The following is a 20,658-nucleotide window of genomic DNA, read 5'->3' as shown; positions in this document are numbered from 1 at the left end:
TCAAAGTCCCGTTCTGTGGGCCCGGGAAGTGAAGAAAATTCCCGACGGGCTTTCGGCGTCGATTTCGCCGAGTTTCTCAAATGTGCGGGTGTCGTAGATCATGACCTTCCCGGCATCGCGGACAGAGACCCAGACCTCGTGTCCCCGTGGGGTGAACTCCATGTGCAGGATGGCCGGGCCGGGTTTGAATTCGTGAACCACTTCCTTGGACGGGGTGTCGATCACCTGAATGGTGTCGTTGAGCGGATGGGCGAAGTTTACCCAGACCTGGCGACCGTCCGGCCGTGCCATGGCAAAGACAGGTTGCCCGTAAGTGTCGGTGCGGCCGGTTTCGGCGAGAGTGGTCTCGTCCACCCACAAAACCTGATGATGACCGACCGCCGGCAGCACGAATTCGCGTCCCGCGCGCGCCCAACCTTCCAGGTGGGGCATCTTGTAGACAGGCAGTTCCTGCTGGCCACGGCCATATTCCGGCAATACCCGGATGGGTTTTGGGTCCTCGTCCCAAAGGTCGAGTGCCGTCAGGCCGTCTTCGCCGAATAGGCCTGTTATGTAGACCCGGCCGTCGCCGGTGATCAGCGCATCATAGGGGTTGGTCCCCATCTCGGTGATCTTCTTGATGTCGACCGTGCCTGAGGAAAGGTCGGCGATCCAGGTTTCGCCGTCGTCCCAAAGGGTGAACACGAAGCGGCGTCCGGGGGCGTCGACGAGGCCGATCGTCTTGGATTCGGTCGGAATGTCCGCAACCATTTCCAGCGTTTCGGCATCGAAAATCCGCACGCCGCCCGGCTCGTAATTGGACACGGCCACCAGGGTGCCATCGTCGGAAATCGCACCGCCAATGGCGTTGCCGGCCTGAACGACACGGTCAACGACCTTCTGTTCCACCAGATCGACTTTGGTGAGGCCGCCATCGCGCCCGAAGACATAGGCGAAACGCTGATCAGGCGAATAGACAAGGCTGGCATGGGAAAGATCCCCCAGCCCGTCGATACGGGAAATCGCAGCCCGTTCGGACTGATCGACCAGAAGCAGCGAACCGGTCGCCCGTTCGACCACAAGCCCGAGATCTCCTGTCGCGACAATGTTTTCAGCTTGCGCGCCGCCAGCGATCATCATTGCCAGAACGGCGCCAGAGAGCCACTTCATTTCAAGTCTCCTTGCAAGAGATATTCGGCAATTTTCTTTGCATCCTCTTCACTCATGAGCGGGCGCCAGGGCGGCATCGCTGTGCCCGGAACACCGTCGAGGACAACAGTGGAAAGCGTTTCGATATCGTAGTGAGACAGGGACTCGGGCCGGATGTCCGGTCCGAGCCCACCCTTCAGCGTCAGCCCGTGACAGGAGCCGCAATCCTGATGCACAAGATTGACCAGCTTGTCGGGTGCGCTGACCTCTTCCGCCAGCGAGGGAGTGGCCAGGAAGAAGAGGATGGCGAATAGCTTACGCATGAGCCTGCTGTCCGAAGGACAGTTCTCTTTCTGCTGCGCTGACGAGGTCCGTTGCCGTTTCCGGCCACTCGGCACACAAGGTCACGACCTGGCCGATCACGAACAGAACCGGCGCTTTAAGGCCGGCATCGCGCACATCCATCGCAACCCGGTTCAACCGTGTGAACATTCTGGTTTCACGAGGAGTCGTCGCATTGGCAATCGCCATGATCGGAGTGGTTTCGTCCAGACCTTCGGCAATCAGCCGCATGGCGATCTGGCCTATGTTGGCAACACCCATGTAAACGACGAGCGTCGTCTCTTCGCTGGCCAGGCTTTTCCAGTCCAGATCGAGAGTTCCGTTGGCCTGCCTGTGGCCGGTCACGTAGCGCACGCCAGTCGCGAGACCGCGATGGGTCAAAGGGACACCGCTGGAAGCGGCAGCACCTTGGGCGGCCGTAATTCCGGGAGCGTATTCGACTGAAATCCCTTGCGAGATCAGGTGAGCAGCTTCTTCCGACCCACGGCCGAAGATCAGCGGGTCACCGCCCTTGAGACGCGCGACGGTCCGACCCTTGTGAGCAAGTTCAGCCAGAATTTCGTTGATTCTTTCCTGGGGAACCGGGTGGTTGTCCGGCGATTTTCCGACAAAGACCTTTTCGGCTCCCTCGGGAGCCAATGCCAGGATCTCGGGAGAAACAAGCCGGTCATAAACGACAGCATCTGCGGCTTGAAGCATGCGCAATGCACGCAGGGTCAGAAGTTCGACATCGCCTGGACCGGCTCCGATGAGATAGACTTTACCAGTCATGAGTGACCTCGCTTCTCCCGAGAAATTTGGATGCTTGGTTTTTCGCAACTCGCCCTTGCAATTGAGGCCTGTCGAAGAGGGCACATCGGACTGAAGGGGCTGAGCTTGCGATGCTGCGTATCATGGCAACATGATCACTCATTTCAGGCGGAAATGGCTTGACAATAGTCAATGGTTTACCGCAGTCCTCCAGACTTTTTTCAAAAGAGCCTCAAGGCGTTACAGTCACCATTCCGATCATCTTCTGCGTTTCCCAGTGAGGGCCGCACAGATAATTTTGCGGTCCGGGAACCAGGAACGTGAATTCGAAATCCTCCTCCGGAAAAAGCCGGTCGGATTCGGGTGTGTCGGTCTCTTTCAGGTGCACCGTGTGACTGGTGCGCTTGTCGACATTGACCCAGCGAACCGTTGTTCCTACCGGGACAGTCAGTGCCTGCGGACAGAACTTGTACTTGTACATTTTGACGACCGTTACGCCGTCCTCTTCCGAGGAGGGATGCGCGAACATGTCGGCATAGCGCTCTTCGGCCTCGGCGCAGATCGCTTCGGTTTTTTCATCTGCAGATGCTGCGGGAACAAAGACCAGGAGCGAAAGCAGCGCGGCGGAATGGCAGAACGGTTTAAAGCACATGCGGTATCTCCTTCGCTTGAACGGAAATGGGGCGGCCAGATCGGATCCGGCCGCCCCATTCGGGTTATTGCTTGACGACGTCGATCTGCGCCGTCTCGTCATCCAGGGCCAGACTGGTGTTCAGTGTCACGTGGTGGAAACGTGCCGCCGCGTAGTCGTCGTGGATGGCAAATCCGACCGTGTAGGTCTTGCCCGGCTCAAGCGGAACATCGCCGGGAGCACCGGAGTTGAGCGGCCGTGAGAAGACGACGGTCCACATGCCACCCGACAGATTGGCTTCAGCGGAGATTTCGCCGCCATTCTCAACCCTGCGGTCCAGAAGATAGCCGTTGCTCGCTGTGCCGTCGGCATAGACCCTGAGCAGATCCAGATAAGTCCCTTCAGCCAGGAGCTGGTCGATCTCTTCGGCAGACTTCAGCTTGTCCCAGCCACCCTGGGCCTTGCCTCTCCGGCCTTTGACTTCAACCTTGGTGCGGCTTTCGGTCAGGTACTTTGTGATCGTGTCCTTCGCCTCAAGCTGAGCGGCCACGTCCGCATTGGCGGCAATAGCTTCCGCACCCGGATCGAATGGCATGTAGGTATTGTCGGCATGACAGGAGGACCAGCAGCCAACCTGCTCACCCAGTTCGATACCCGTACCGGTGATCATCATGGCCACCTTGACCTGGTTGTCCGGATCCATTTTGCCACCCTCGACAAATGGAGCAGGGCTGTGCGCAGTTTCAGGCCACTGAAGTCTCACATAAAGGGTTTCACCATCATGTGCGGCCTGCACGGTCGCATCAATCGTGCCAGGTTTTCCGGGGATCGGAGTCGGCTCGGTCTCGCCACCGGCGACGATCTTTTTGCCGATCGTCTCCAGTTCCTTCGCATGGCAGGTCGTGCAGGCATCGCCACCCTTGGTGAGCGGACGTGCGCCACCGTGGGTCTTGCCGTTCTGCACCCATTCGAAGGAGGCCTGTCCCGGATAGAACAAGGTCATGTCCACCGGAGCAACGGCGTTCCAGTCAATGTTCGACGCAACATTGCCACCTGAATTGCCGCCACCAGCGCTGCCGCTTGCGGCTGCCTCGCCGGCTTCGCCTTCCAGCTTTGCCCGTTCTTCAGCGCGTGCTGCTTCCACGGCGGTAGCGATCTGTGCCTGGACGGCTTCGCGTTCAGCTTTCTTGGCAGCTTTGTTTGCAGCTTCCTCTTCAGCTTCCTTGTCCGTGATGAACTTCAGGCTTGCCAGATACTCCGCAGGAACATCGCGTTTGAAAGCCGGGTTCGGTGTTTCAAGCTTTTCAAGGTAGTCGGGGTCGGCGCGGTCACGAAGGTCTGAGTGGGCGATGCCCTTGTGACAGTCGATACAGGTCTGGCCGGCTTCCATCGCATTCAAATGCTGCTGGCGCGCGCGTGGTTTCTGGAACTCCGGCATCATCGAATCGAAACCGTGACAGTTGCGGCATTCGCGCGAATCGTTGCCCTTCATGCGCTCCCATTCGTTCATGGCCAAATGCAGGCGTTTTGCCTCGAACTTTTCTTTCGTGGCAATTGAGCCCGTCATCTTGCCCCAAAGTTCTCTGGAGGCTTTGATCTTGCGGATGATCTTGTGTGTCCAGTCCTTCGGGACGTGACAGTCGGAGCACGTCGCTCCGACGCCGGAACGGTTCACGTCGTGAATTGTGCCCGTGTATTCTTGATAAACGAAATCACGCATCTCGTGGCACGAGATGCAAAACTCCTTGGTGTTGGTGGCTTCCATAGCGGTGTTGAAACCACCCCAGAAGACAATGCCGGCGACAAAGACTGCTGCGGCTGCCCCGATGGGCATGCCCCACAGCACATATCTGCGCCAGATCGGCTTCTTCTTGTCTCCACCCTGACTGCTCTCGGTCATGTCCAGGCTCCGTATTCGGTTTTCTTGGTCGACCCTTCGCAGTTGGGCCGCGAACCAACGGAATTCAGGTTGCGCAAAAGCGCCTGTGAGTATCGGCTGCCCAAGAGCCGACGCCGTCCTGTTCCCGCTGGAAAAAAAAGAAGGGCGGGCGAGCAGCCCGCCCTTCAAAGGGTCGCTAAGTCACGTTAGGTGACGTGGTTCGAACGGTTGTAGACGTTGAACTTGCCGGTCGGAGCGTAAAGGCCCTTGATCCGTGCTTTTTCTTCCAGCGTCTCGGCGTCGAAGATGACGATCTCGCCATTCGGCTCCAGGGAGTCCGCCAGGTTCCACTTGGAAACCCAGACTTCGGTACCGTCCTTGTTGAACTCGAAGTGAACGGCTGCGTTGCCTTCCTCTTCAGTGATCTGGATCGTTTTCACGATCTCACCGGTCTCTTTCGAGATGACCTGCACCGATTGCTGAATTTCAGGCTCTGGGTGCTTGGTCTGGTCGGCCCAGACGTATTTCGAGTTCGGGTGCGTCCGGATAAAGAGGCCGGCACCATCGGTTTCGACTTCGTAGCAGACCTTCCAGGCATCGTCGGCACGATTTTCCGGGTCATTACCCCAGACCGTCACGGTACCAACGCCAAGGTGAGTCGTGCCCGCTACCGGACCACAGTTCGGGTCGTTCCAGTTGGCGCCAGGACCGGGGTGCGGCAGGGCTGCAACGTCGATCATGGCTTCGAGCTTGCGATCCTTGGTATCGACGACAACCATTTTGTTCGACGCGTTCGCGGCGATCTGGAAGTAGCGGCCCGTCGGATCGAAGAAGCCGTCATGCAGGAACTTTGCGGAATCGATCTTGTCGATGCGCAGGTTGTCCAGGTCGGAGTAGTCGACCTGCCACATCTGACCCAGTTCCTTGACTGCAACCAGCCAGGTCGGCTCGTTCGGAGTGGTGTAGATGGCAGCCACGCGGCTTTCTTCCACATATTCTCCGTCCACGTTCATGCCGCGGGTGGAAACGACCTTCAGCGGTTCCATGGTCTGTGCGTCGACGATCGCAAAATGCGGAGGCCAGTAACCGCCACCGATGACGTACTTGCCATCACCGGAGATCGCCACATCGCGGGCGTCATAGGCAATCTTGACTTCCGAAACCAGCATCTTGTCCGGCGTCTGCCAGAGGTCGATCTTGGTCATCTTGCCGTCACGGCCCATCGTGTACCAGAAGCGGCCCGGATTTTCCGGTTCATCCAGCTTGTGGTGCTCGGAGGCCTTGATCACGTGAACGGCGTAGCCGGTCGGGATGTGGGCCAGGACTTCCTTGGTGTCGCCGTCGATGATGGCAACCTTCCCTACGTCACGCTCGATGACAACGAAGAAGTTCTCCCAGTTCCGGCCATGAAGCGGCTCGGTCGGGTAGTCCTTTTCCTCGACATAGATCTTGCGAGTTGCCTCCATCTGCGCCAGCGACATTTCCGGCGGTTTCGGCGGCTCCATCATGATGTAGGTGGAGAGGTCCTTGATTTCCTGCTCGGTCAGAATGTCCGAGAAGTTGTTCATGCCGCCTTCGGTACCCCAGGCGATGATCTTCTCAAGCCGTTCCTGACCCAGTTTCAGGGTGCCGCCTTCGGTGACGGTTCCGTCAGCTGCGGTCTTCTTCCAGTGAGGCTCGAGGTTTTTACCGGTCGCACCCTTGCGAAGAACACCATGGCAGCCTGCGCATTGCTCGAAGTAGAGCTGCTTGGAACGTTCAAAGGCCTCCTCGCTCAATGTTGGACCTTCTGCAAAGGCAGGCGCCGTCACGCTGCCTAAAAGCAGCGCGAGCCCGGCCGCTAACGCGTGGCCTGACCCTTTTCTCTTTCTTGGATGTGACATTTCAAACTCCAAATGCTGGTGAGGCACTCGCGAACCTCGTGCATTCGGCGATTTGCTTCCTTGACTTTCGTTAAGATGAATCCATGGAAGGTACTGAAATCAGACGCGTTTTTAAAATATGCATGAATTTGGAATGATTTTAAGTGGCTGAAATAAGGCACGAAAAAGGTGTCGCTGAAAATTGACTGCTCAAGATTGTCGCAGGCAAAAACGGCCGTTTCAGATTGCAAAATCGTTTGAAAAAAATTCTTCGAACGCATCCAAACCGCGTTGAATTGCATTGCTTGACTTTGGTTAAGGAAATGCCGGCCCACCCTGTCACCCTTTCGCCACATTCAACACGGCGGAAAGGAGCGCGTAATGCGCGAAGTCATGACTAAAAGCATGGCCCGAAATATATTCTATGGCGGGTCACTGTTCTTCATAATCATCTTCCTGGGCTTATCAGCGCATAGCCATTTCTACATCACGGGCACATCGACCAATCATGATGCCATTGATGAGAGCATCGCGAACGGAAAGCACGTCTGGGAAGACAAAGCTTGCATCAACTGTCACACGATTCTGGGTGAGGGCGCCTACTACGCCCCTGAAGTCGGCAACGTGATGACGCGTTGGGGCGTCCTGGACGATCCCGATGCTGCTTTCGAGACACTGAAGGCCTGGATGGAATCCATGCCCACAGGCATCGAAGGCCGCCGGCAGATGCCTCAATTCAACCTGACGGACAAGGAAATTCGCGACCTCGCAAACTTCCTGATCTGGACCGACAAGATCGACGCCCAAGACTGGCCGCCGAATGACGCCGGCTGATCTGAAAGCGAAAAGGAACGAACAATGAAATACGAATCACAGAAAGTCGCCCTGGCGTATTTCGCCGTCGCCCTGGGCCTTTTTGCCATCCAGGTTCTGGGCGGATTGCTGGCGGGCTGGGTTTATGTCCAGCCGAACTTTCTCTCTGAGCTTCTGCCCTTCAACATCATCAGAATGTTGCACACCAACAGTCTGATCGTCTGGCTGCTGCTGGGCTTCTTCGGCGCTGCCTACTTCCTGATTCCGGAAGAAACCGAACGGGAAATCCATTCGACCAAGCTGGCGTATCTGCAGCTTGCGATTCTGGTCATCGGCACGCTCGGCGTGGTCGTCACCTACGTCTTCAACCTGTTTGAAGGCAACTGGCTGCTCGGCAAGGAAGGCCGCGAGTTCATCGAACAACCCAAATGGGTCAAGGCCGGTATCGTCGTTGCTGCACTGATCTTCCTCTACAACATCACCATGACGGTGCTGAAGGGTAAGAAGACCGCGATCTCCAACATCCTGTTGTTGGGTCTGTGGGGTCTGGCGCTGCTGTTCCTGTTCAGCTTCTACAACCCGAGCAACCTTGCACTGGACAAGCAGTACTGGTGGTACATCGTCCACCTCTGGGTTGAAGGTGTCTGGGAACTGATCATGGCCTCCATCCTGGCCTACCTGATGCTGAAACTCACCGGTGTTGACCGTGAAGTCGTCGAAAAATGGCTCTATGTCATCGTCGCCGCCGCTCTGTTCTCCGGCATCCTGGGAACCGGCCACCACTACTACTGGATCGGTACGCCTGGTTACTGGCAGTGGATCGGTTCGATCTTCTCTTCGCTGGAAGTCATTCCGTTCTTCGCAATGATGGCCTTCGCCTTCGTCATGGTCTGGAAAGGCCGCCGCGACCATCCGAACAAGGCCGCTCTGCTTTGGTCACTCGGTTGCGCGACACTTGCCTTCTTCGGTGCCGGCGTCTGGGGCTTCCTGCACACGCTGCATGGTGTGAACTTCTACACCCACGGCACGCAGATCACTGCCGCTCACGGCCACCTGGCCTTCTTCGGTGCCTATGTATCGCTGAACCTGGCCATCATCAGCTACGCCATGCCGATCCTGCGGGGACGCGATCCCTATAATCAGGTTCTCAACATGGCATCCTTCTGGCTGATGTCCGGCGGCATGGCGTTCATGACCTTCGTCCTGACCTTTGCCGGCACTGTTCAGACACACCTGCAACGCGTCAATGGCGACTACTTCATGGACGTACAGGACCAGCTGGCTCTGTTCTACTGGATGCGGTTCGGTTCGGGCGTAGCAGTTGTGCTCGGTGCCCTGCTGTTCATCTACTCAGTGGCTGTTCCCCGGCGCGAAGTCATCGAATCCGGTGACGCTGCCGAAGTACCTGCGGAGTAATTCCGATGGAAGGAAGTGTATCCTTGGCAAAAGGGGCGGCTGACGCCCCTTTCTACCTCCCCCAAAGCGACGAGTGCGCCGTTTTCGAGGCGGCTCACAGCAACGGTCTGCCGGTCCTGCTGAAGGGACCGACCGGTTGCGGCAAGACCCGCTTTGTCTCTCATATGGCAGCAAAGCTTGGTCGCAAACTCTACACCGTCGCCTGTCACGATGACTTGTCGGCTGCCGATCTGATCGGGCGTTACCTTCTGAAAGGCGGGGAAACGGTCTGGGTCGACGGGCCATTGACACGGGCTGTCAGGGAAGGCGCCATCTGTTACCTCGATGAAGTTGTCGAGGCGCGCAAGGACGTTACCGTCGTTCTTCACCCGTTGACGGACGACCGCAGAACCCTGCCGATCGACCGCACGAGCGAAGAGCTGGTCGCGGCCCCGGGCTTCATGCTGGTGGCTTCCTACAACCCCGGTTACCAGAACATCCTGAAGACGCTGAAACCCTCAACCCGTCAGCGTTTCATATCACTGGAATTCGATTTTCCCGCACCTGATCTGGAAGTCGACGTCGTCGCAGAAGAAAGCGGCCTTGACCGCGAGCGTGTCAAAACTCTCGTGCGTCTTGCCGGCAAGTTGCGGGCCCTCAAGGGCCAGGATCTCGAGGAAGGAGTTTCAACCCGCCTCGTAGTCTATGCCGCAACTCTGATTGCTCAGGGAATGTCCGTTGAGCGGGCAGTTCTCGCAGCAATGATCGAACCGCTGAGCGACGATGAAGACGTGAAACGCGGGCTCCAAGATCTTGTCACGGCCGTGTTTGGGTGAGGCCAGACCGATGGGCAAGATCGACATCGAGCCATGGGAACCCGAAGAAACGGTCGGGAAACTGTGGCACGCATTTGCAAGCCGCCTGGATGCACCCGAGGTGCATCATGGAGCCGCGGTCGGCCTCGATGAGGTCGGCGGGCGGCTTGCGGTGCTCTTCAGGGGACTGGGGGGAGACCACAGTGTGGAACTCCGTCCGGTTTCCGAAGAAGTCTCCAACCACCGCCTCAGTTTTCTGAGGCGGCTCGGTACGGAAGCGGAGATCGTTCCACGTGCCAGCTTTGATGGTGAAGTTCTGCGCCTGCCGTCAAGCCTGGCCGTGTTCCCGATCAGGGAAGCCAATGCGGCGCTCTATGTCTGGCTGACGGCCATGGCCGCATACGCTCCTGAGTTCAAGGCCGAAGAAGATCCGTTCCTCGCGGACCTGCAGGCATTGCGGGTCGTTCAAGACCTGGTTGAACGAACGTTGACCGGTGCACCGGGGCTGCAAAATCTGTACGAGGCCCTTTGCGACGGCATGCTCCGTCAAAGGCCCACAACATCGCTGCCAGCCGTTGAAGCACGTATCGAGCGCCTGGTGCGTCATATGCTTGGCGATACGGCTGAACTTTCCACGGATGTCCTGGAACTGAAATCCAGGGTGGAGGCCGGCCGGTTCGACGACATGAGCGCGCCGCGTGGATATCGGCCATTCCGGCCAGTTGCCCTCTGGCCGCAGTTCCGTGACGTGGTGTTTTCCACCGGTGACGGTGTGGAAACACGGGAAACGGACGGCGAGCGCGAGGAAACGTCCGGCAAGACCGTTCGTGCCCGCAGGCGCAAGTCCGATCAGGCGGAGCGCAAGGACAGCCTGATTCTGCACAAGTTCGAAGCGATCCTGAGCTGGGCGGAGTTCCTGAACCTCAATCGCCGTGTTGACGACGATGACAATGACGATGCCAAGAAGGCGGCGGAAGACCAGGACGAGATCGGCCTGGGTCAGATATCCAAGGCACCGGCAACACGGTTGAAACTGCATCTCGATCTGGCGCCTGAAGATGTCGATCGCGAGCGTCTTTCCGGACGAACACTCTATCCGGAGTGGGAAGCGCGCAAGAGCCGGTACCTAAAGGATCATGTCTGTGTTCTGACAAGTGTCGCCGACGCGGATCCCGAAGCGGACATTGTCGCCCAGGATCCGGCGGCTGCTCGGCGGATTCGTGCGGTTAAAAAGCAGTTCGAGGCGCTGAGGCCCGGCCGCGTGACAACTCGGGGACATCTCGAAGGAGACGCGCTGGACATGGACGCAGCCGTCCGCTCGCAGGTGGAGCGGATCGCGAGCGGTGTCGGAAACGAACGGATCTGGCTTCAGACCCGTCCCGAGGCACGCGATCTTGCCGTGTCGATCCTGCTCGACGTATCCCGTTCAACGGAAAGTGCGGTGACCGGAAGAGCTGTTATCGACATTGAGCGCGAGGCTTTGACGGCACTTGCCTGGGGTTTGAACGCGTGTGGCGACGATTTCGCGATCACCGCATTTTCGTCCCTCAAGCGTCACCGTGTGTATCTGCAGAGCTGCAAGCGTTTCAACGAACCGATGTCGGCAACCGTGGAGCACAGGATCAGCGGTTTGAAGCCCGGTTTTTACACGCGTCTCGGGGCAGCGATGCGCCATGCAAGCGCCGAGTTGGCCGAGCAATCGCGCAAGCGGAAGCTTCTTCTCGTGATCACCGACGGCAAGCCGAACGACCTTGACCACTATGAAGGTCGCCATGGCATCGAAGACACGAGAATGGCGGTGCGCGAAGCACGCCGGGCCGGTCAGTCGGTGTTCGGCGTGACCATCGACAAGTCGGCAAAGTCCTGGTTCCCGCGTCTGTTCGGGCAGGGCGGATTTGCGGTCATTCCGCATCCGGACAAGCTCACGCAGGCGCTGCCGCAGATTTACCGTCAGCTTGTCGGAGGATAATCATGAACGACCCGGTGGCGGCAACGCGAGCCGGGTCGCTGGACGAGTTGCCCGGCGACCTGATGATGTGGGTACTGATCATCAGCGAGCTGCTGGTGTTCGGCGCCGGGCTGGCGGCCTTTCTCGGTGTTCGGATTTTCGACCCGGGAGGCTTCGCCGCCGCACGGGCCGAGCTGCATCCGACACTTGCAGGTATCAACACGATCGTGCTCATCACCAGCGGATTTCTGGCGGCAAGGGCCGTTGACTTCAGGCTTGCGGAAAAGCGGGCGGCCGCGCGTTGGCATCTCCTGGCCGCCATGGCGCTGGGAACGGTATTCCTGATCGTCAAAGGCTATGAATATGCGGACCTGGTTGTCGAGGGAATATCGACCGAAACTCATCCGCTTTTCACGTTCTATTATCTTCTGACCGGATTTCACGCAGCGCACGTGGTCGCGGGAATCGCCATTCTCGCCCTTGTCGCCTGGAAGGACGCCCCTCGCAATCTGGAGGTGGGAACGGCCTTCTGGCACATGGTGGACCTTGTCTGGGTGTTGCTTTTTCCGGTGATCTACCTGCTCGGCTGAAACGAGGACCGAAGGCCTGAAATGACAATCGACCCGACAACACGTGCCTGGTTGACTCTTCTGCTGCTGAGCGGGGCTTCCGTCCTGGCAGCCGTTCTAGCCGGCGCAGCGGTCAGCGCCAGCACGATTGGCGTGTTTGTCCTTATCTTCGCCTGGATGAAAGCGCGGGTTATCTTGTCGCGCTATCTGGGCCTCTGGCAGGCACCTTCCTGGCTCGCCGGCTTCAACTGGGCCCTGGGGCTCTATAGCCTGTTGCTGCTTGCCTTGTTCCTGATCCCGGCGTTCACGGCCTGAAGGCCGCCGCCAGCATTTCCGGCAGATCGAATTCCTGCAAGACCCGGTGCCGGGCATTCTCCGACATTTTCCGTGCCGTTTTCTCAACGATGCCCTGGACCTTGTCCTCGCTGTGTTTTGCGGCGAAGGGGGCGAAATACCATTTCAGAAACACGAAGCAGATAACATCTTCAAGAGCCTGAACGTCTGCATGTTTCTTGATGCCCTCCTTGCGCAGCATTCGGCCGGCTGCTGCGATGTCGTCCTCGGAATATCCCGCATCGGCCATGATCGCCCCGACGCGTTCGGCATGATGCGCGGCGAGATCCCTGCGCCAGGCGTGATATCCGGCTTTGCCTTCCGGGTAGCTGTTCCTCGCAATTGACCACCGTTCGATATGCTGACCTCTGGCGGCAATCCTGAGGCTGTCTGAAGCGTTCGGAAAAAGCCTTTCCAGCTCTGAGCTCATGCGTTGTCCGTAGACCAGGGCGGCTGGCTGGCCATCGTCATCGTTGGGGTCGCCGGTATTTGCAGTATCGACGGCGTTCAGGGCAGATTCGAGTCGTGTCATTGTGCTTTGTGCCAGGCTTCCACGGGATCGGTTTCAGAGAAATCCCTGAGGCGTTCGATATTGTCGATTGCAGCGTGGTTCCGTTTGATGTGCACACCAACGGTTTTCAACTTCGCGAACGAGCGCGACAGGCTTTCCGGCTTCATGCCAAGACGCCCGGCGATCAGGAACTTGTCGTAGGGCAGGGTAACGACACAGCTGCCTTCTTCGTGTTCGCAAAGCTCCAGCAGAAATTCTGCAACGCGCTGCGGACCCGTTTGCGCCTTGAGCTGTTCGAGCTGGGAAACCAGCGAATGCAGGTGTGCGAAGGTCGACGCAAGTACGGATACGGCGATTTCCGGATCCTTGCGCATGGCTTCCAGCAAGGCCACGCTCGGAATGCGCATGACTTCGCAGGCGGTGACCGCTTCCGCTGAGACGGGGTAGGCATGACCTCGGAAGGCAACCGCTTCACCGAAGCTTTCCCCTCTGGCAAACACGTTCACAACCGCTTCGCCGCCGTTCGGCGCGATCCGGTAGAGCTTGACCCAACCTTCGGTGACGATGTGGATGGCCTGCGCGGTTTCACCCTGCAGGAAGAGCGTTTCCCCACGATCGTATTCTCGCCAGCTGGACATGCTCAGAACCATGTCCTGGACTTCCTGGGAAAAACTCTTCAGCAACAGGGAATTTTGCGCAATCTTCCTGCGGCGTTCGTTCGGCATCTTCTTAAATCCTTCTCAGATCCAGCATCTGGATCTGCTCTCCGTTGCCGCACCTTACACAACTGCTTCAACACGTCACATGCGTTGAAATGCGGACATGGGAGGTCTTCTTCCCGACAACTTGACTATAGTCATTTAATCCTGCGCGTCCGGTGTCTAGCTTTTCAGGCAAGATGAGAAAGCGAGGATACCATGGACTATCAGGCCTTTTTCAGAAACCGGTTGACCGAGCTCAAACAAGAGGGAAATTACCGGGTATTCATAGATCTTCAGCGTAAACGCGGTTCCTTTCCGGAAGCGGTCTGGACCCACAACAACCATGCTGACGAAGTGGCTATCTGGTGTTCCAACGACTATCTGGGCATGGGGCAGCACCCCAAGGTAATCGCGGCGATGCACGATGCCATCGACCGTTGCGGCGCCGGGGCCGGTGGAACACGCAATATTTCCGGCACCACCCATGATCACGTTCTGTTGGAAGCGGAGCTTGCGGACCTTCACGGGAAGGAAGCCGCGCTTGTCTTCACGTCAGGTTACGTCTCCAACTGGGCGGCGCTCGGGACGCTGGCTTCGAAGATTCCGGGCTGCATCGTCTTTTCCGACAGCCTGAACCATGCCTCGATGATCGAAGGCATACGCCATTCCCGTGCGGAAAAGGTGATCTGGAAGCACAATGATCTGGAAGATCTCGAGGCGAAACTGGCTGCGGCGGATCCGGACAAGCCGAAAATGATCGCTTTTGAAAGCGTCTATTCCATGGATGGCGACATTGCTCCGATTGCGGAGATCTGCGACCTGGCGGACAAGTACGGCGCGATGACCTATCTGGACGAGGTGCATGCCGTTGGTCTCTACGGGCCGCGCGGTGGTGGCATCGCCGAGCGCGAGGGGCTCATGGATCGTCTGACGGTGATCGAAGGCACGCTCGGCAAGGCCATCGGTGTGGTCGGGGGCTATATCGCAGCATCGGCGGAATTGTGTGACTTCGTGCGCAGCTTTGCCAGCGGCTTTATCTTTACAACAGCGCTGCCACCAGCCATTGCGGCTGCCGCAACAGCATCCATTCAGCATCTGAAGCAAAGTTCTGTGGAACGGGAAGCCCAACAGGCGAATGTTGCGACGGTCCGCAGGCGGCTCGACACACTTGGCATCCCGCATGTCGACAATCCGAGCCACATCATTCCGGTGATGGTCGGCAATCCGGCAAAGTGCAAATTCCTGTCGGACACGTTGCTGACGGATTTCGGCATCTACATTCAGCCGATCAACTATCCGACTGTGCCGAAGGGGACGGAACGGCTGCGGATCACCCCGTCGCCGGTTCATACGCCTGCCGATATCGACCGGCTGGTTGCCGCCCTTCATTCCCTCTGGAACCAGTGCCAACTGGCACGACAGCCGATTGCGGCGCAATAAGCCGGCACGGCTTGATGATAGTCAAGGAGTACGCGCCTCAATCGCAGTTTTCTGGCTTCGCAAATATCTGGTGCACGTGTTTTGACCGTCTCCGATAAAACGAGGCCAAAGGGAGCGGTCGAACAGCCGGTTCGGGTTCGGCACCATAACCGGACCCGACCCGGCACACGATGAAGACCATCGTGTCGAAACGGAATCAAATACCAAGCCGAAGCGTCCTCTTTAGGCCTGGAAACAAAAAACGCCGCAAGGGATCAGCGCGTTTTTTTGAGCAAACTGCCCATATGTGCCGGGCAAATGCCAACTGAAAGTCCCTGCCGCTCTGGCAGGGACTTTTTCTTTGGCGCCCGCTTGGAGTTACCGTGCAGACGGGCGTCCGCTCAGGCCGGGTTCATTCTCTCGATTGCTATGTTGAAGAGAACCTGGCGTTTTTCTTCCGTCGCCACTTTGATGGCGCGCTCCAGTGCGCCGGGCAGTTCTTCGCCATCGGTGATGGTCTCGGTAAAGGCCCGGCTGGCTTCTGCCGTTCTGGCAAAATCGGGACTCGGTTTGAGCGAGGTGAGCGGAACCTCATTCGCCTGGTGCGCAAGACCACCCTTGTAGGTTCCTACCACCGAATGACGAACAGCACCCCATTCCTCATTGTTGAGCACCAGCACGATGACAGGAAGTTCCAGTGCCTCGGCAACCTGATGGCAAACCGTCGGATTGGCGAACATATAGCTACCATCTCCGATCGTCGCGAACACCAGCCTGTCGCGATCGGCAAGCTGTGCGCCGAGTGCCGCCGGTAGTCCCCAGCCGAGACCTCCGGAGTAGGGCTCCTGAAAATAGCTGTTGTGACTGTCGAGGTCGAGTTGATCCAGTGGACATCCCAGCTCGTGGAATACCGATGCCTTGCGCCCCTTGATGGCCTTGCCCAGACAATGACTGACCCATTCCTTGGTCATCGGACTGTTCTTGCCGCGCTCCGCCTTTTCAGTGACAGCCTGCCGGTTTGCTGCCGAAATTTCAGAAATGCGCTGTCTGCGGCTTTCGATGAAGGTGTCGTCTTTGGAGCGCCGGTTCATTTCTGCGATCAGCGCCAGAAGCGTGTCCGCTGTCTCTCCGGCCAGGGTCACGTCAGCCGGGAAGTTACGGATCGGGGTCCGGGTAAACAGCGGGTCAGGCCCCAACTGGATAACCTTGACGTCGTCGCGCAATGTCACCTTGTCCGGCCACCATGGCGCCAGGGCGTTGATCACCAGAACAACGTCGGCCTCGGCCAGCATCGCTTCCGGTGCCGAACCGATCTGCATCGGGTGGGACATGGGGACGGACAACATGTTTGCCCAGTAATGAGAAAGCGGGATCGCCCACTCGGAAAGAAACTGCGGTAGTGCCGCAAATGCTTCTTCGGACCCGGCACCGCGCTGACTGATGATCAACGGCTTTTCAGCGCCAGCCAGAAGGTCGGCCGCCGCCTTGATGTCACCTTCGGTCGCCGCAGTGATGACAGGAGCCATACTTGAAGGAGCATTCAACCCCGCCGGGGGCGTTGGCTCACACAAGACTTCTCTGGGCAAGCTGAGATAAACAGGGCCCTTTGGTGTGGAATTGGCAATGGCCCAGCCCCGGTCGAAGAGTTCCGCGACCTGTTCGGGAAAACGAAGCTCATAGTCCCACTTTGTGACTTCCCGAACCAGGGCTGTCTGGTCGAACATCTCCTGACCCCAGCCGATGGGAACCGTGCGTGCGCCAAACCTTGCGCCTTCGGTCACCGGCGTCCGCCCCGACATCATCAGGACGGGGACCTGGTCGCACCACGCGTTGATCGCACCTGTCACGCCATTGGAAAGACCGACATTCGTGTGCAGCATGACCGACTGGATCTTTCCGGAAATCTGGTAGTAACCGTGCGCCATTCCCATCGCGACATGCTCATGCGGAACGATGACCGCCGTGGGCAGTTCAATCCCTTCGTGTGAAGCTGCCACCATACCTTCGATGATCGGCGGGAAATCGGTTCCGGAATTGACGAAGACATAGTCGATGCCGAGAGCCTTCATCTTGCCGAAAATGGCGCCACCCGCCGAAATGGATCCCGTGTCCCGGCTCATGTCATTCTCCTTCAAGGTCATTCACATGGCCTCCCTGATCACAAGATCGGCCTTCAGCCCAACCAATGCTGCAAGGGCGGTGTTCAATGGTGCGGCAACACCTGTGTTACGAGCCTTTTCGGCAACCATAACGCTGAGACTGCCGACTTCAGTCGGTCTGCCTGCCTCAAGGTCCTGCAGCATGGATGGCTTGTGTTCGGTGTGTTCGGCCAGTGCATGGGCGATCTGGCCTTGCACCGCTTCAAGGCTGGCGGGGACGTTCTGTGCATGGGCCACGGCAACGACTTCCGCTGCGATTGCATGCAGCAGATCATGAATATCCGCATGCGCCTCGAAGTCTCCGACGCGCGCGCCGGTCAGCGCCGCGCAGGTGTTCATGGCACAGTTGAAAGCCGCCTTTTCCCAGATGATCTGATCCGTCCGATCCGACAGAGACAGTGAAAAACTGCCTCCGTCGATTGCGATTTCGCGGGCAAAGGGCTCTCCCTCCGGCGCATATGCCTTGAAGGTGGCCGAACCGTTTCCCTGCGTTGCGACGTGGCCAGGCGCAATGAAGCGTCCGGGCATCATGGTGCAGCCATAAAACAGCCGGTCGGCTGGTACCCGGGCTGCCACCTGCTCGGCGTTTCCCAACCCGTTTTGCAGTGTCAGGACCCGGGCCCCCGCCTCGATATGGGCGGCAATGCCGGACAGCGCCCCGTCCGTATGAATGGTCTTGGTGAGCAGAACGATGAGATCTGGCGTTTCGATCGCCTCGTCAGGACGCATTGCCGGAATGTTCAATGTCTCGCGGCCTGCCGGTCCGTCGAAAAGGAGCCCGTTCTTTCCGATCGCCTGCAGATGATCCATGTTGATGTCCCACAGCGAAACGTCTTGGCCTTCACGGAACAGGAAGGCACCGATGACCGAACCGAGGGCGCCCGCACCGAGTATTGCTATGCGCATTGTCCAGTCCTCAGATCGGGTAGTGCTGGTTCGGGTCTTCTATGGTGATCCAGCGAAGTTCCGTGAATTCGGGGATCGCGGCGGTACCACCAAAACGGCCATAGCCGGATGCCTTGGTGCCGCCGAACGGCATTTGCGCCTCATCGCCGACCGTCGGTCCGTTGATGTGACAAATCCCGGTCTGGATCTGCTTGGCGACTTCCATGGCCCGGCCGGTGTCTCGGCTGAACACGGATGCGGTCAGGCCGTATTCGGTGTCATTGGCAATCCTGATTGCCTCGGCCTCGCTTGAGGCGCGGACAATCGTGGTCACCGGGCCGAAGCTTTCCGCAGAATAGATGTCCATTTCCGGTGTGACATGATCGACGACGGTGGCCGGCATGATCGTGCCCTGGTCGGGCGCGCCGCCGGCGATGACTTTCGCTCCCTTGGCAATAGCGTCTTCGATCAGCGATTTCACATGCTGGATTGTGTCGACATCAACGACCGATCCCAGATGCACCTGGTCTCCCGGGTCTCCGGTCAGAAGGCTGTCGGCCTTTCCGGCAAATGCATCGGCAAATTCGTCAGCGACCTCGTTCAGAACCACGATCTTTTCCGTCGACATGCAAATCTGGCCCTGGTTCATGAAGGCTCCGAAGCCTGCGGCGTTGACGGCTGCCGGAAGGTCCGCATCCTCCAGGACGATCTGAGGCGCTTTGCCGCCGAGTTCCAGGAGGCAGGGTTTCAGGTGCTTGGCCGCCCGTTCGGCGATGATCCGTCCGACACGGGTTGAGCCGGTGAAATTGATGCGCCTTGTCAGCGGATGATCGATCAGCGCGTTCACGACCTCCGGGGCATCCTCGGGAGAGTGAAGAAGAATGTTCAAAACGCCTTCCGGCAAACCTCCGGCCTTCATGCAATCGCCGATCAGCCTGTGTAGCGCCGGGCACTTCTCGGATCCCTTCAGGATCACGGTATTGCCGCAGGCAACGGGCATCGCAAAGGCTCTGACGGCCAGAATGATCGGGGCATTCCAGGGCGCCATGCCGACCAGAACGCCAACAGGTTGCCGGTACCCCATGGCGAAGGTTCCCGGCTTGTCGGAGGGAATGATTTCCCCCTTGATCTGGGTTGTCAGCGAGGCGGCCTCTCGCAGGACCCGGGCACCCAGCATGACGTTGAAGCCGATCCACGGTCCGGTGCCTCCGGTTTCCTGAACTCCGAGTGCGACAAAGTCATCGGTACGGGCCTCAAGTGCGTCCGCACATGCGTTCAGGATGGTGCGGCGCTGGTTTGGGGATGTCTGGGACCAGGTCCGGAAGGCTTCCTGAGCGGCCATGACCGCAATGTCGACATCTTCGGCCCCCGCAGAGGCGGCGGTTGTGACCACATCGCCGGTTACAGGCGATCTGCGGTCGAATTTTCTACCTCGATCTGCCGGAACATCCTCGTTGCCGATAAAGAGACCGATATCCATTGCAAACTCCATAATCTCATTATATAAGATATATATTTCATATAATGATCTTGTGTGTCGAGTTCGTCAAGACCGGGGCATTGGCTTACGATGTGACTTGAGCAGGCCGGCAAGATAGGGAAAGGGGCATCCGATGAGCACACCGTTAAACGGATCTTTGATCAAAGCCTTTGAAATTCTGCGCTTGTTCGACGAAGATCAGCCGGAACTCTCAGCGGTGACTGTCGCGCAGAAATTGGGGCTCAATACATCCACCGCGCATCGTTTCCTGCTGACCTTGGAACATGTCGGAGCTCTCACCAGCTTGCGCCGGGGGCATTTTGGCCTGGGACCCAGGCTTGAGGAACTGGGGCGTCTTGCCGAACTCACCAATCCGTTGCCGGTCATGGTGAAACCGGTTCTCGATGCGGTAAGCAAAGACCTGAACGAATCCGTTATGGCCTGCCGGCTGAACCGGCTTGGACCGGTCTGCGTTTCAGTCTCCGAAAGCGAGCGGTCGATTTCGGTCGTTGTGAAGACGGGAACCGTTCTGCCGTTTCAGCACTCTGCTCAGGGCAGGCTCTGGCTCGCTCATATGACACCGGAGGCACGGGCTTCTCATCTTCAGGACGGAGCGGTTCTGAGAGCGCATTCTCAAAAACAGATCGACCCTGCCGGTTTCGCCAACGACCTGGAAACCATCCGGGGAGAGGGATACGCGCTTAATCTTGGCGACAACGAGCCGGATATTGCCGCGGTTTCCGTGCCGGTCTGGAACGCGGAGGGAGACATGGTCCTGTCACTGTCGGCTTTCGGCATGTTGAGCCGGTTTGATGCCGCACTTGTCGAGCGCGCAAAAGGCCGTCTGCTCGCGGCCTCATCTGAAATCAGCAGCAAATGGCGGTGAGATCGCTTTGTTCGGACATGGCAAGGGAAGAAGGATTTTTATTTCCGAAATTGGAAAGTATATGGCCCGATATCTCAATTTACATTACCAAATTAATTAGTGAAGATGATTTGCGGAGGAGTGAAAGGTTTTGGACCAACGGGAGATCTCGT

Annotated in this window: 19 protein-coding genes and 1 pseudogene; 8 read left to right on the top strand and 12 right to left on the bottom strand. The window is 58.2% G+C overall.

What is annotated here, in order from left to right; genetic code table 11:
• The 7 genes and pseudogenes from ABLQ08_RS22645 to ABLQ08_RS22620 all read right to left on the bottom strand — a co-directional run bounded on the left by ABLQ08_RS22645 (position 1) and on the right by ABLQ08_RS22620 (position 6,613).
• Positions 1 to 1,149, bottom strand: a complete 1,149-nt coding sequence (locus ABLQ08_RS22645; protein ID WP_352946742.1) for a cytochrome D1 domain-containing protein — start codon at positions 1,147 to 1,149, stop codon at positions 1 to 3.
• Positions 1,146 to 1,451: a c-type cytochrome gene (locus ABLQ08_RS22640; protein ID WP_352946740.1), complete on the bottom strand. Its 306-nt coding sequence runs from the start codon at positions 1,449 to 1,451 to the stop codon at positions 1,146 to 1,148. The genes ABLQ08_RS22645 and ABLQ08_RS22640 overlap by 4 nt, the downstream gene beginning before the upstream one ends.
• Positions 1,444 to 2,241, bottom strand: coding sequence for a uroporphyrinogen-III C-methyltransferase (gene cobA / locus ABLQ08_RS22635; RefSeq protein WP_352946737.1), 798 nt, complete (start codon positions 2,239 to 2,241; stop codon positions 1,444 to 1,446). Before cobA ends, ABLQ08_RS22640 begins: the two co-directional genes overlap by 8 nt.
• A gap of 211 nt (positions 2,242 to 2,452) precedes the next feature.
• Complete coding sequence (locus ABLQ08_RS22630; protein ID WP_352946734.1) at positions 2,453 to 2,872, bottom strand: cupredoxin domain-containing protein; 420 nt, start codon at positions 2,870 to 2,872, stop codon at positions 2,453 to 2,455.
• A gap of 64 nt (positions 2,873 to 2,936) precedes the next feature.
• Positions 2,937 to 4,085 carry an ethylbenzene dehydrogenase-related protein gene (locus ABLQ08_RS32665; RefSeq protein ID WP_417714940.1) on the bottom strand — a complete coding sequence of 383 codons (1,149 nt, stop codon included), beginning with the start codon at positions 4,083 to 4,085 and terminating at the stop codon, positions 2,937 to 2,939.
• A gap of 108 nt (positions 4,086 to 4,193) precedes the next feature.
• Positions 4,194 to 4,685, bottom strand: a pseudogene (locus ABLQ08_RS32660) (NapC/NirT family cytochrome c); the annotation flags it as partial.
• A gap of 251 nt (positions 4,686 to 4,936) precedes the next feature.
• Positions 4,937 to 6,613 (bottom strand): cytochrome D1 domain-containing protein, encoded by a 1,677-nt coding sequence (locus ABLQ08_RS22620; protein ID WP_352946729.1) that lies wholly within the window; start codon positions 6,611 to 6,613, stop codon positions 4,937 to 4,939.
• 360 nt (positions 6,614 to 6,973) lie between these two features.
• Between ABLQ08_RS22620 and ABLQ08_RS22615 the strand changes: the two genes are divergently transcribed.
• The 6 genes from ABLQ08_RS22615 to ABLQ08_RS22590 are packed head-to-tail and all read left to right on the top strand — an operon-like array spanning position 6,974 to position 12,447.
• Positions 6,974 to 7,426, top strand: a complete 453-nt coding sequence (locus tag ABLQ08_RS22615; protein ID WP_352946726.1) for a c-type cytochrome — start codon at positions 6,974 to 6,976, stop codon at positions 7,424 to 7,426.
• A 24-nt stretch (positions 7,427 to 7,450) separates the two neighbouring features.
• Positions 7,451 to 8,821 carry a cbb3-type cytochrome c oxidase subunit I gene (locus ABLQ08_RS22610; protein WP_352946723.1) on the top strand — a complete coding sequence of 457 codons (1,371 nt, stop codon included), beginning with the start codon at positions 7,451 to 7,453 and terminating at the stop codon, positions 8,819 to 8,821.
• A 5-nt stretch (positions 8,822 to 8,826) separates the two neighbouring features.
• The gene (locus ABLQ08_RS22605) at positions 8,827 to 9,636 is read left to right on the top strand and encodes a CbbQ/NirQ/NorQ/GpvN family protein (protein WP_352946721.1); all 810 of its coding nucleotides are present in this window, start codon (positions 8,827 to 8,829) and stop codon (positions 9,634 to 9,636) included.
• 10 nt (positions 9,637 to 9,646) lie between these two features.
• Positions 9,647 to 11,584 (top strand): nitric oxide reductase activation protein NorD, encoded by a 1,938-nt coding sequence (locus tag ABLQ08_RS22600; RefSeq protein WP_352946719.1) that lies wholly within the window; start codon positions 9,647 to 9,649, stop codon positions 11,582 to 11,584.
• Between the two features lie 2 nt (positions 11,585 to 11,586).
• On the top strand, positions 11,587 to 12,153 hold the full coding sequence (locus ABLQ08_RS22595; RefSeq protein ID WP_352946717.1) for a cytochrome c oxidase subunit 3: 567 nt from the start codon (positions 11,587 to 11,589) through the stop codon (positions 12,151 to 12,153).
• A gap of 21 nt (positions 12,154 to 12,174) precedes the next feature.
• Positions 12,175 to 12,447, top strand: a complete 273-nt coding sequence (locus ABLQ08_RS22590) for a hypothetical protein (protein ID WP_352946715.1) — start codon at positions 12,175 to 12,177, stop codon at positions 12,445 to 12,447.
• Here the strand turns inward: ABLQ08_RS22590 and ABLQ08_RS22585 are convergent.
• A complete protein-coding gene (locus ABLQ08_RS22585) occupies positions 12,437 to 12,997 on the bottom strand; it encodes a DUF4202 domain-containing protein (protein ID WP_352946713.1) in 561 nt (186 codons plus the stop codon). The genes ABLQ08_RS22590 and ABLQ08_RS22585 overlap by 11 nt on opposite strands.
• A complete protein-coding gene (locus ABLQ08_RS22580; protein WP_352946711.1) occupies positions 12,994 to 13,701 on the bottom strand; it encodes a Crp/Fnr family transcriptional regulator in 708 nt (235 codons plus the stop codon). Before ABLQ08_RS22580 ends, ABLQ08_RS22585 begins: the two co-directional genes overlap by 4 nt.
• Positions 13,702 to 13,893: 192 nt before the next feature.
• Here ABLQ08_RS22580 and hemA point away from each other — a divergent pair, with 192 nt between their 5' ends.
• A complete protein-coding gene (hemA, locus tag ABLQ08_RS22575; RefSeq protein ID WP_352946708.1) occupies positions 13,894 to 15,117 on the top strand; it encodes a 5-aminolevulinate synthase in 1,224 nt (407 codons plus the stop codon).
• 380 nt (positions 15,118 to 15,497) lie between these two features.
• Here the strand turns inward: hemA and ABLQ08_RS22570 are convergent, their stop codons facing one another.
• From ABLQ08_RS22570 to ABLQ08_RS22560, 3 genes are read right to left on the bottom strand one after another with little or no spacing between them, the layout of a single operon-like run.
• On the bottom strand, positions 15,498 to 17,237 hold the full coding sequence (locus ABLQ08_RS22570) for a thiamine pyrophosphate-requiring protein (RefSeq protein WP_352946706.1): 1,740 nt from the start codon (positions 17,235 to 17,237) through the stop codon (positions 15,498 to 15,500).
• Positions 17,238 to 18,161: a ketopantoate reductase family protein gene (locus ABLQ08_RS22565; RefSeq protein ID WP_352946703.1), complete on the bottom strand. Its 924-nt coding sequence runs from the start codon at positions 18,159 to 18,161 to the stop codon at positions 17,238 to 17,240.
• A gap of 10 nt (positions 18,162 to 18,171) precedes the next feature.
• The gene (locus ABLQ08_RS22560; RefSeq protein ID WP_352946701.1) at positions 18,172 to 19,620 is read right to left on the bottom strand and encodes an aldehyde dehydrogenase; all 1,449 of its coding nucleotides are present in this window, start codon (positions 19,618 to 19,620) and stop codon (positions 18,172 to 18,174) included.
• 133 nt (positions 19,621 to 19,753) lie between these two features.
• Here ABLQ08_RS22560 and ABLQ08_RS22555 point away from each other — a divergent pair, with 133 nt between their 5' ends.
• Positions 19,754 to 20,506 (top strand): IclR family transcriptional regulator, encoded by a 753-nt coding sequence (locus ABLQ08_RS22555; RefSeq protein ID WP_352946698.1) that lies wholly within the window; start codon positions 19,754 to 19,756, stop codon positions 20,504 to 20,506.
• The last annotated feature ends 152 nt before the right edge of the window (positions 20,507 to 20,658 follow it).

Origin of the sequence: Roseibium sp. SCP14 (assembly GCF_040329475.1) — a bacterium.
In the GTDB taxonomy this organism is placed as follows: Bacteria; Pseudomonadota; Alphaproteobacteria; order Rhizobiales; family Stappiaceae; genus Roseibium.
The sequence above is the reverse complement of the archived record's forward strand: the minus strand, read 5'-3'. Positions and strand labels throughout refer to the sequence as shown.

Bases quoted from the DNA above. Each gene is read 5' to 3' on its own strand.
- ABLQ08_RS22645 (WP_352946742.1), bottom strand. From the start codon at position 1,149: ATGAAGTGGCTCTCTGGCGCCGTTCTGGCAATGATGATCGCTGGCGGC.
- ABLQ08_RS22640 (WP_352946740.1), bottom strand. From the start codon at position 1,451: ATGCGTAAGCTATTCGCCATCCTCTTCTTCCTGGCCACTCCCTCGCTG.
- cobA (WP_352946737.1), bottom strand. From the start codon at position 2,241: ATGACTGGTAAAGTCTATCTCATCGGAGCCGGTCCAGGCGATGTCGAA.
- ABLQ08_RS22630 (WP_352946734.1), bottom strand. From the start codon at position 2,872: ATGTGCTTTAAACCGTTCTGCCATTCCGCCGCGCTGCTTTCGCTCCTG.
- ABLQ08_RS22620 (WP_352946729.1), bottom strand. From the start codon at position 6,613: ATGTCACATCCAAGAAAGAGAAAAGGGTCAGGCCACGCGTTAGCGGCC.
- ABLQ08_RS22615 (WP_352946726.1), top strand. From the start codon at position 6,974: ATGCGCGAAGTCATGACTAAAAGCATGGCCCGAAATATATTCTATGGC.
- ABLQ08_RS22610 (WP_352946723.1), top strand. From the start codon at position 7,451: ATGAAATACGAATCACAGAAAGTCGCCCTGGCGTATTTCGCCGTCGCC.
- ABLQ08_RS22605 (WP_352946721.1), top strand. From the start codon at position 8,827: ATGGAAGGAAGTGTATCCTTGGCAAAAGGGGCGGCTGACGCCCCTTTC.
- ABLQ08_RS22600 (WP_352946719.1), top strand. From the start codon at position 9,647: ATGGGCAAGATCGACATCGAGCCATGGGAACCCGAAGAAACGGTCGGG.
- ABLQ08_RS22595 (WP_352946717.1), top strand. From the start codon at position 11,587: ATGAACGACCCGGTGGCGGCAACGCGAGCCGGGTCGCTGGACGAGTTG.
- ABLQ08_RS22590 (WP_352946715.1), top strand. From the start codon at position 12,175: ATGACAATCGACCCGACAACACGTGCCTGGTTGACTCTTCTGCTGCTG.
- ABLQ08_RS22585 (WP_352946713.1), bottom strand. From the start codon at position 12,997: ATGACACGACTCGAATCTGCCCTGAACGCCGTCGATACTGCAAATACC.
- ABLQ08_RS22580 (WP_352946711.1), bottom strand. From the start codon at position 13,701: ATGCCGAACGAACGCCGCAGGAAGATTGCGCAAAATTCCCTGTTGCTG.
- hemA (WP_352946708.1), top strand. From the start codon at position 13,894: ATGGACTATCAGGCCTTTTTCAGAAACCGGTTGACCGAGCTCAAACAA.
- ABLQ08_RS22570 (WP_352946706.1), bottom strand. From the start codon at position 17,237: ATGACCTTGAAGGAGAATGACATGAGCCGGGACACGGGATCCATTTCG.
- ABLQ08_RS22565 (WP_352946703.1), bottom strand. From the start codon at position 18,161: ATGCGCATAGCAATACTCGGTGCGGGCGCCCTCGGTTCGGTCATCGGT.
- ABLQ08_RS22560 (WP_352946701.1), bottom strand. From the start codon at position 19,620: ATGGATATCGGTCTCTTTATCGGCAACGAGGATGTTCCGGCAGATCGA.
- ABLQ08_RS22555 (WP_352946698.1), top strand. From the start codon at position 19,754: ATGAGCACACCGTTAAACGGATCTTTGATCAAAGCCTTTGAAATTCTG.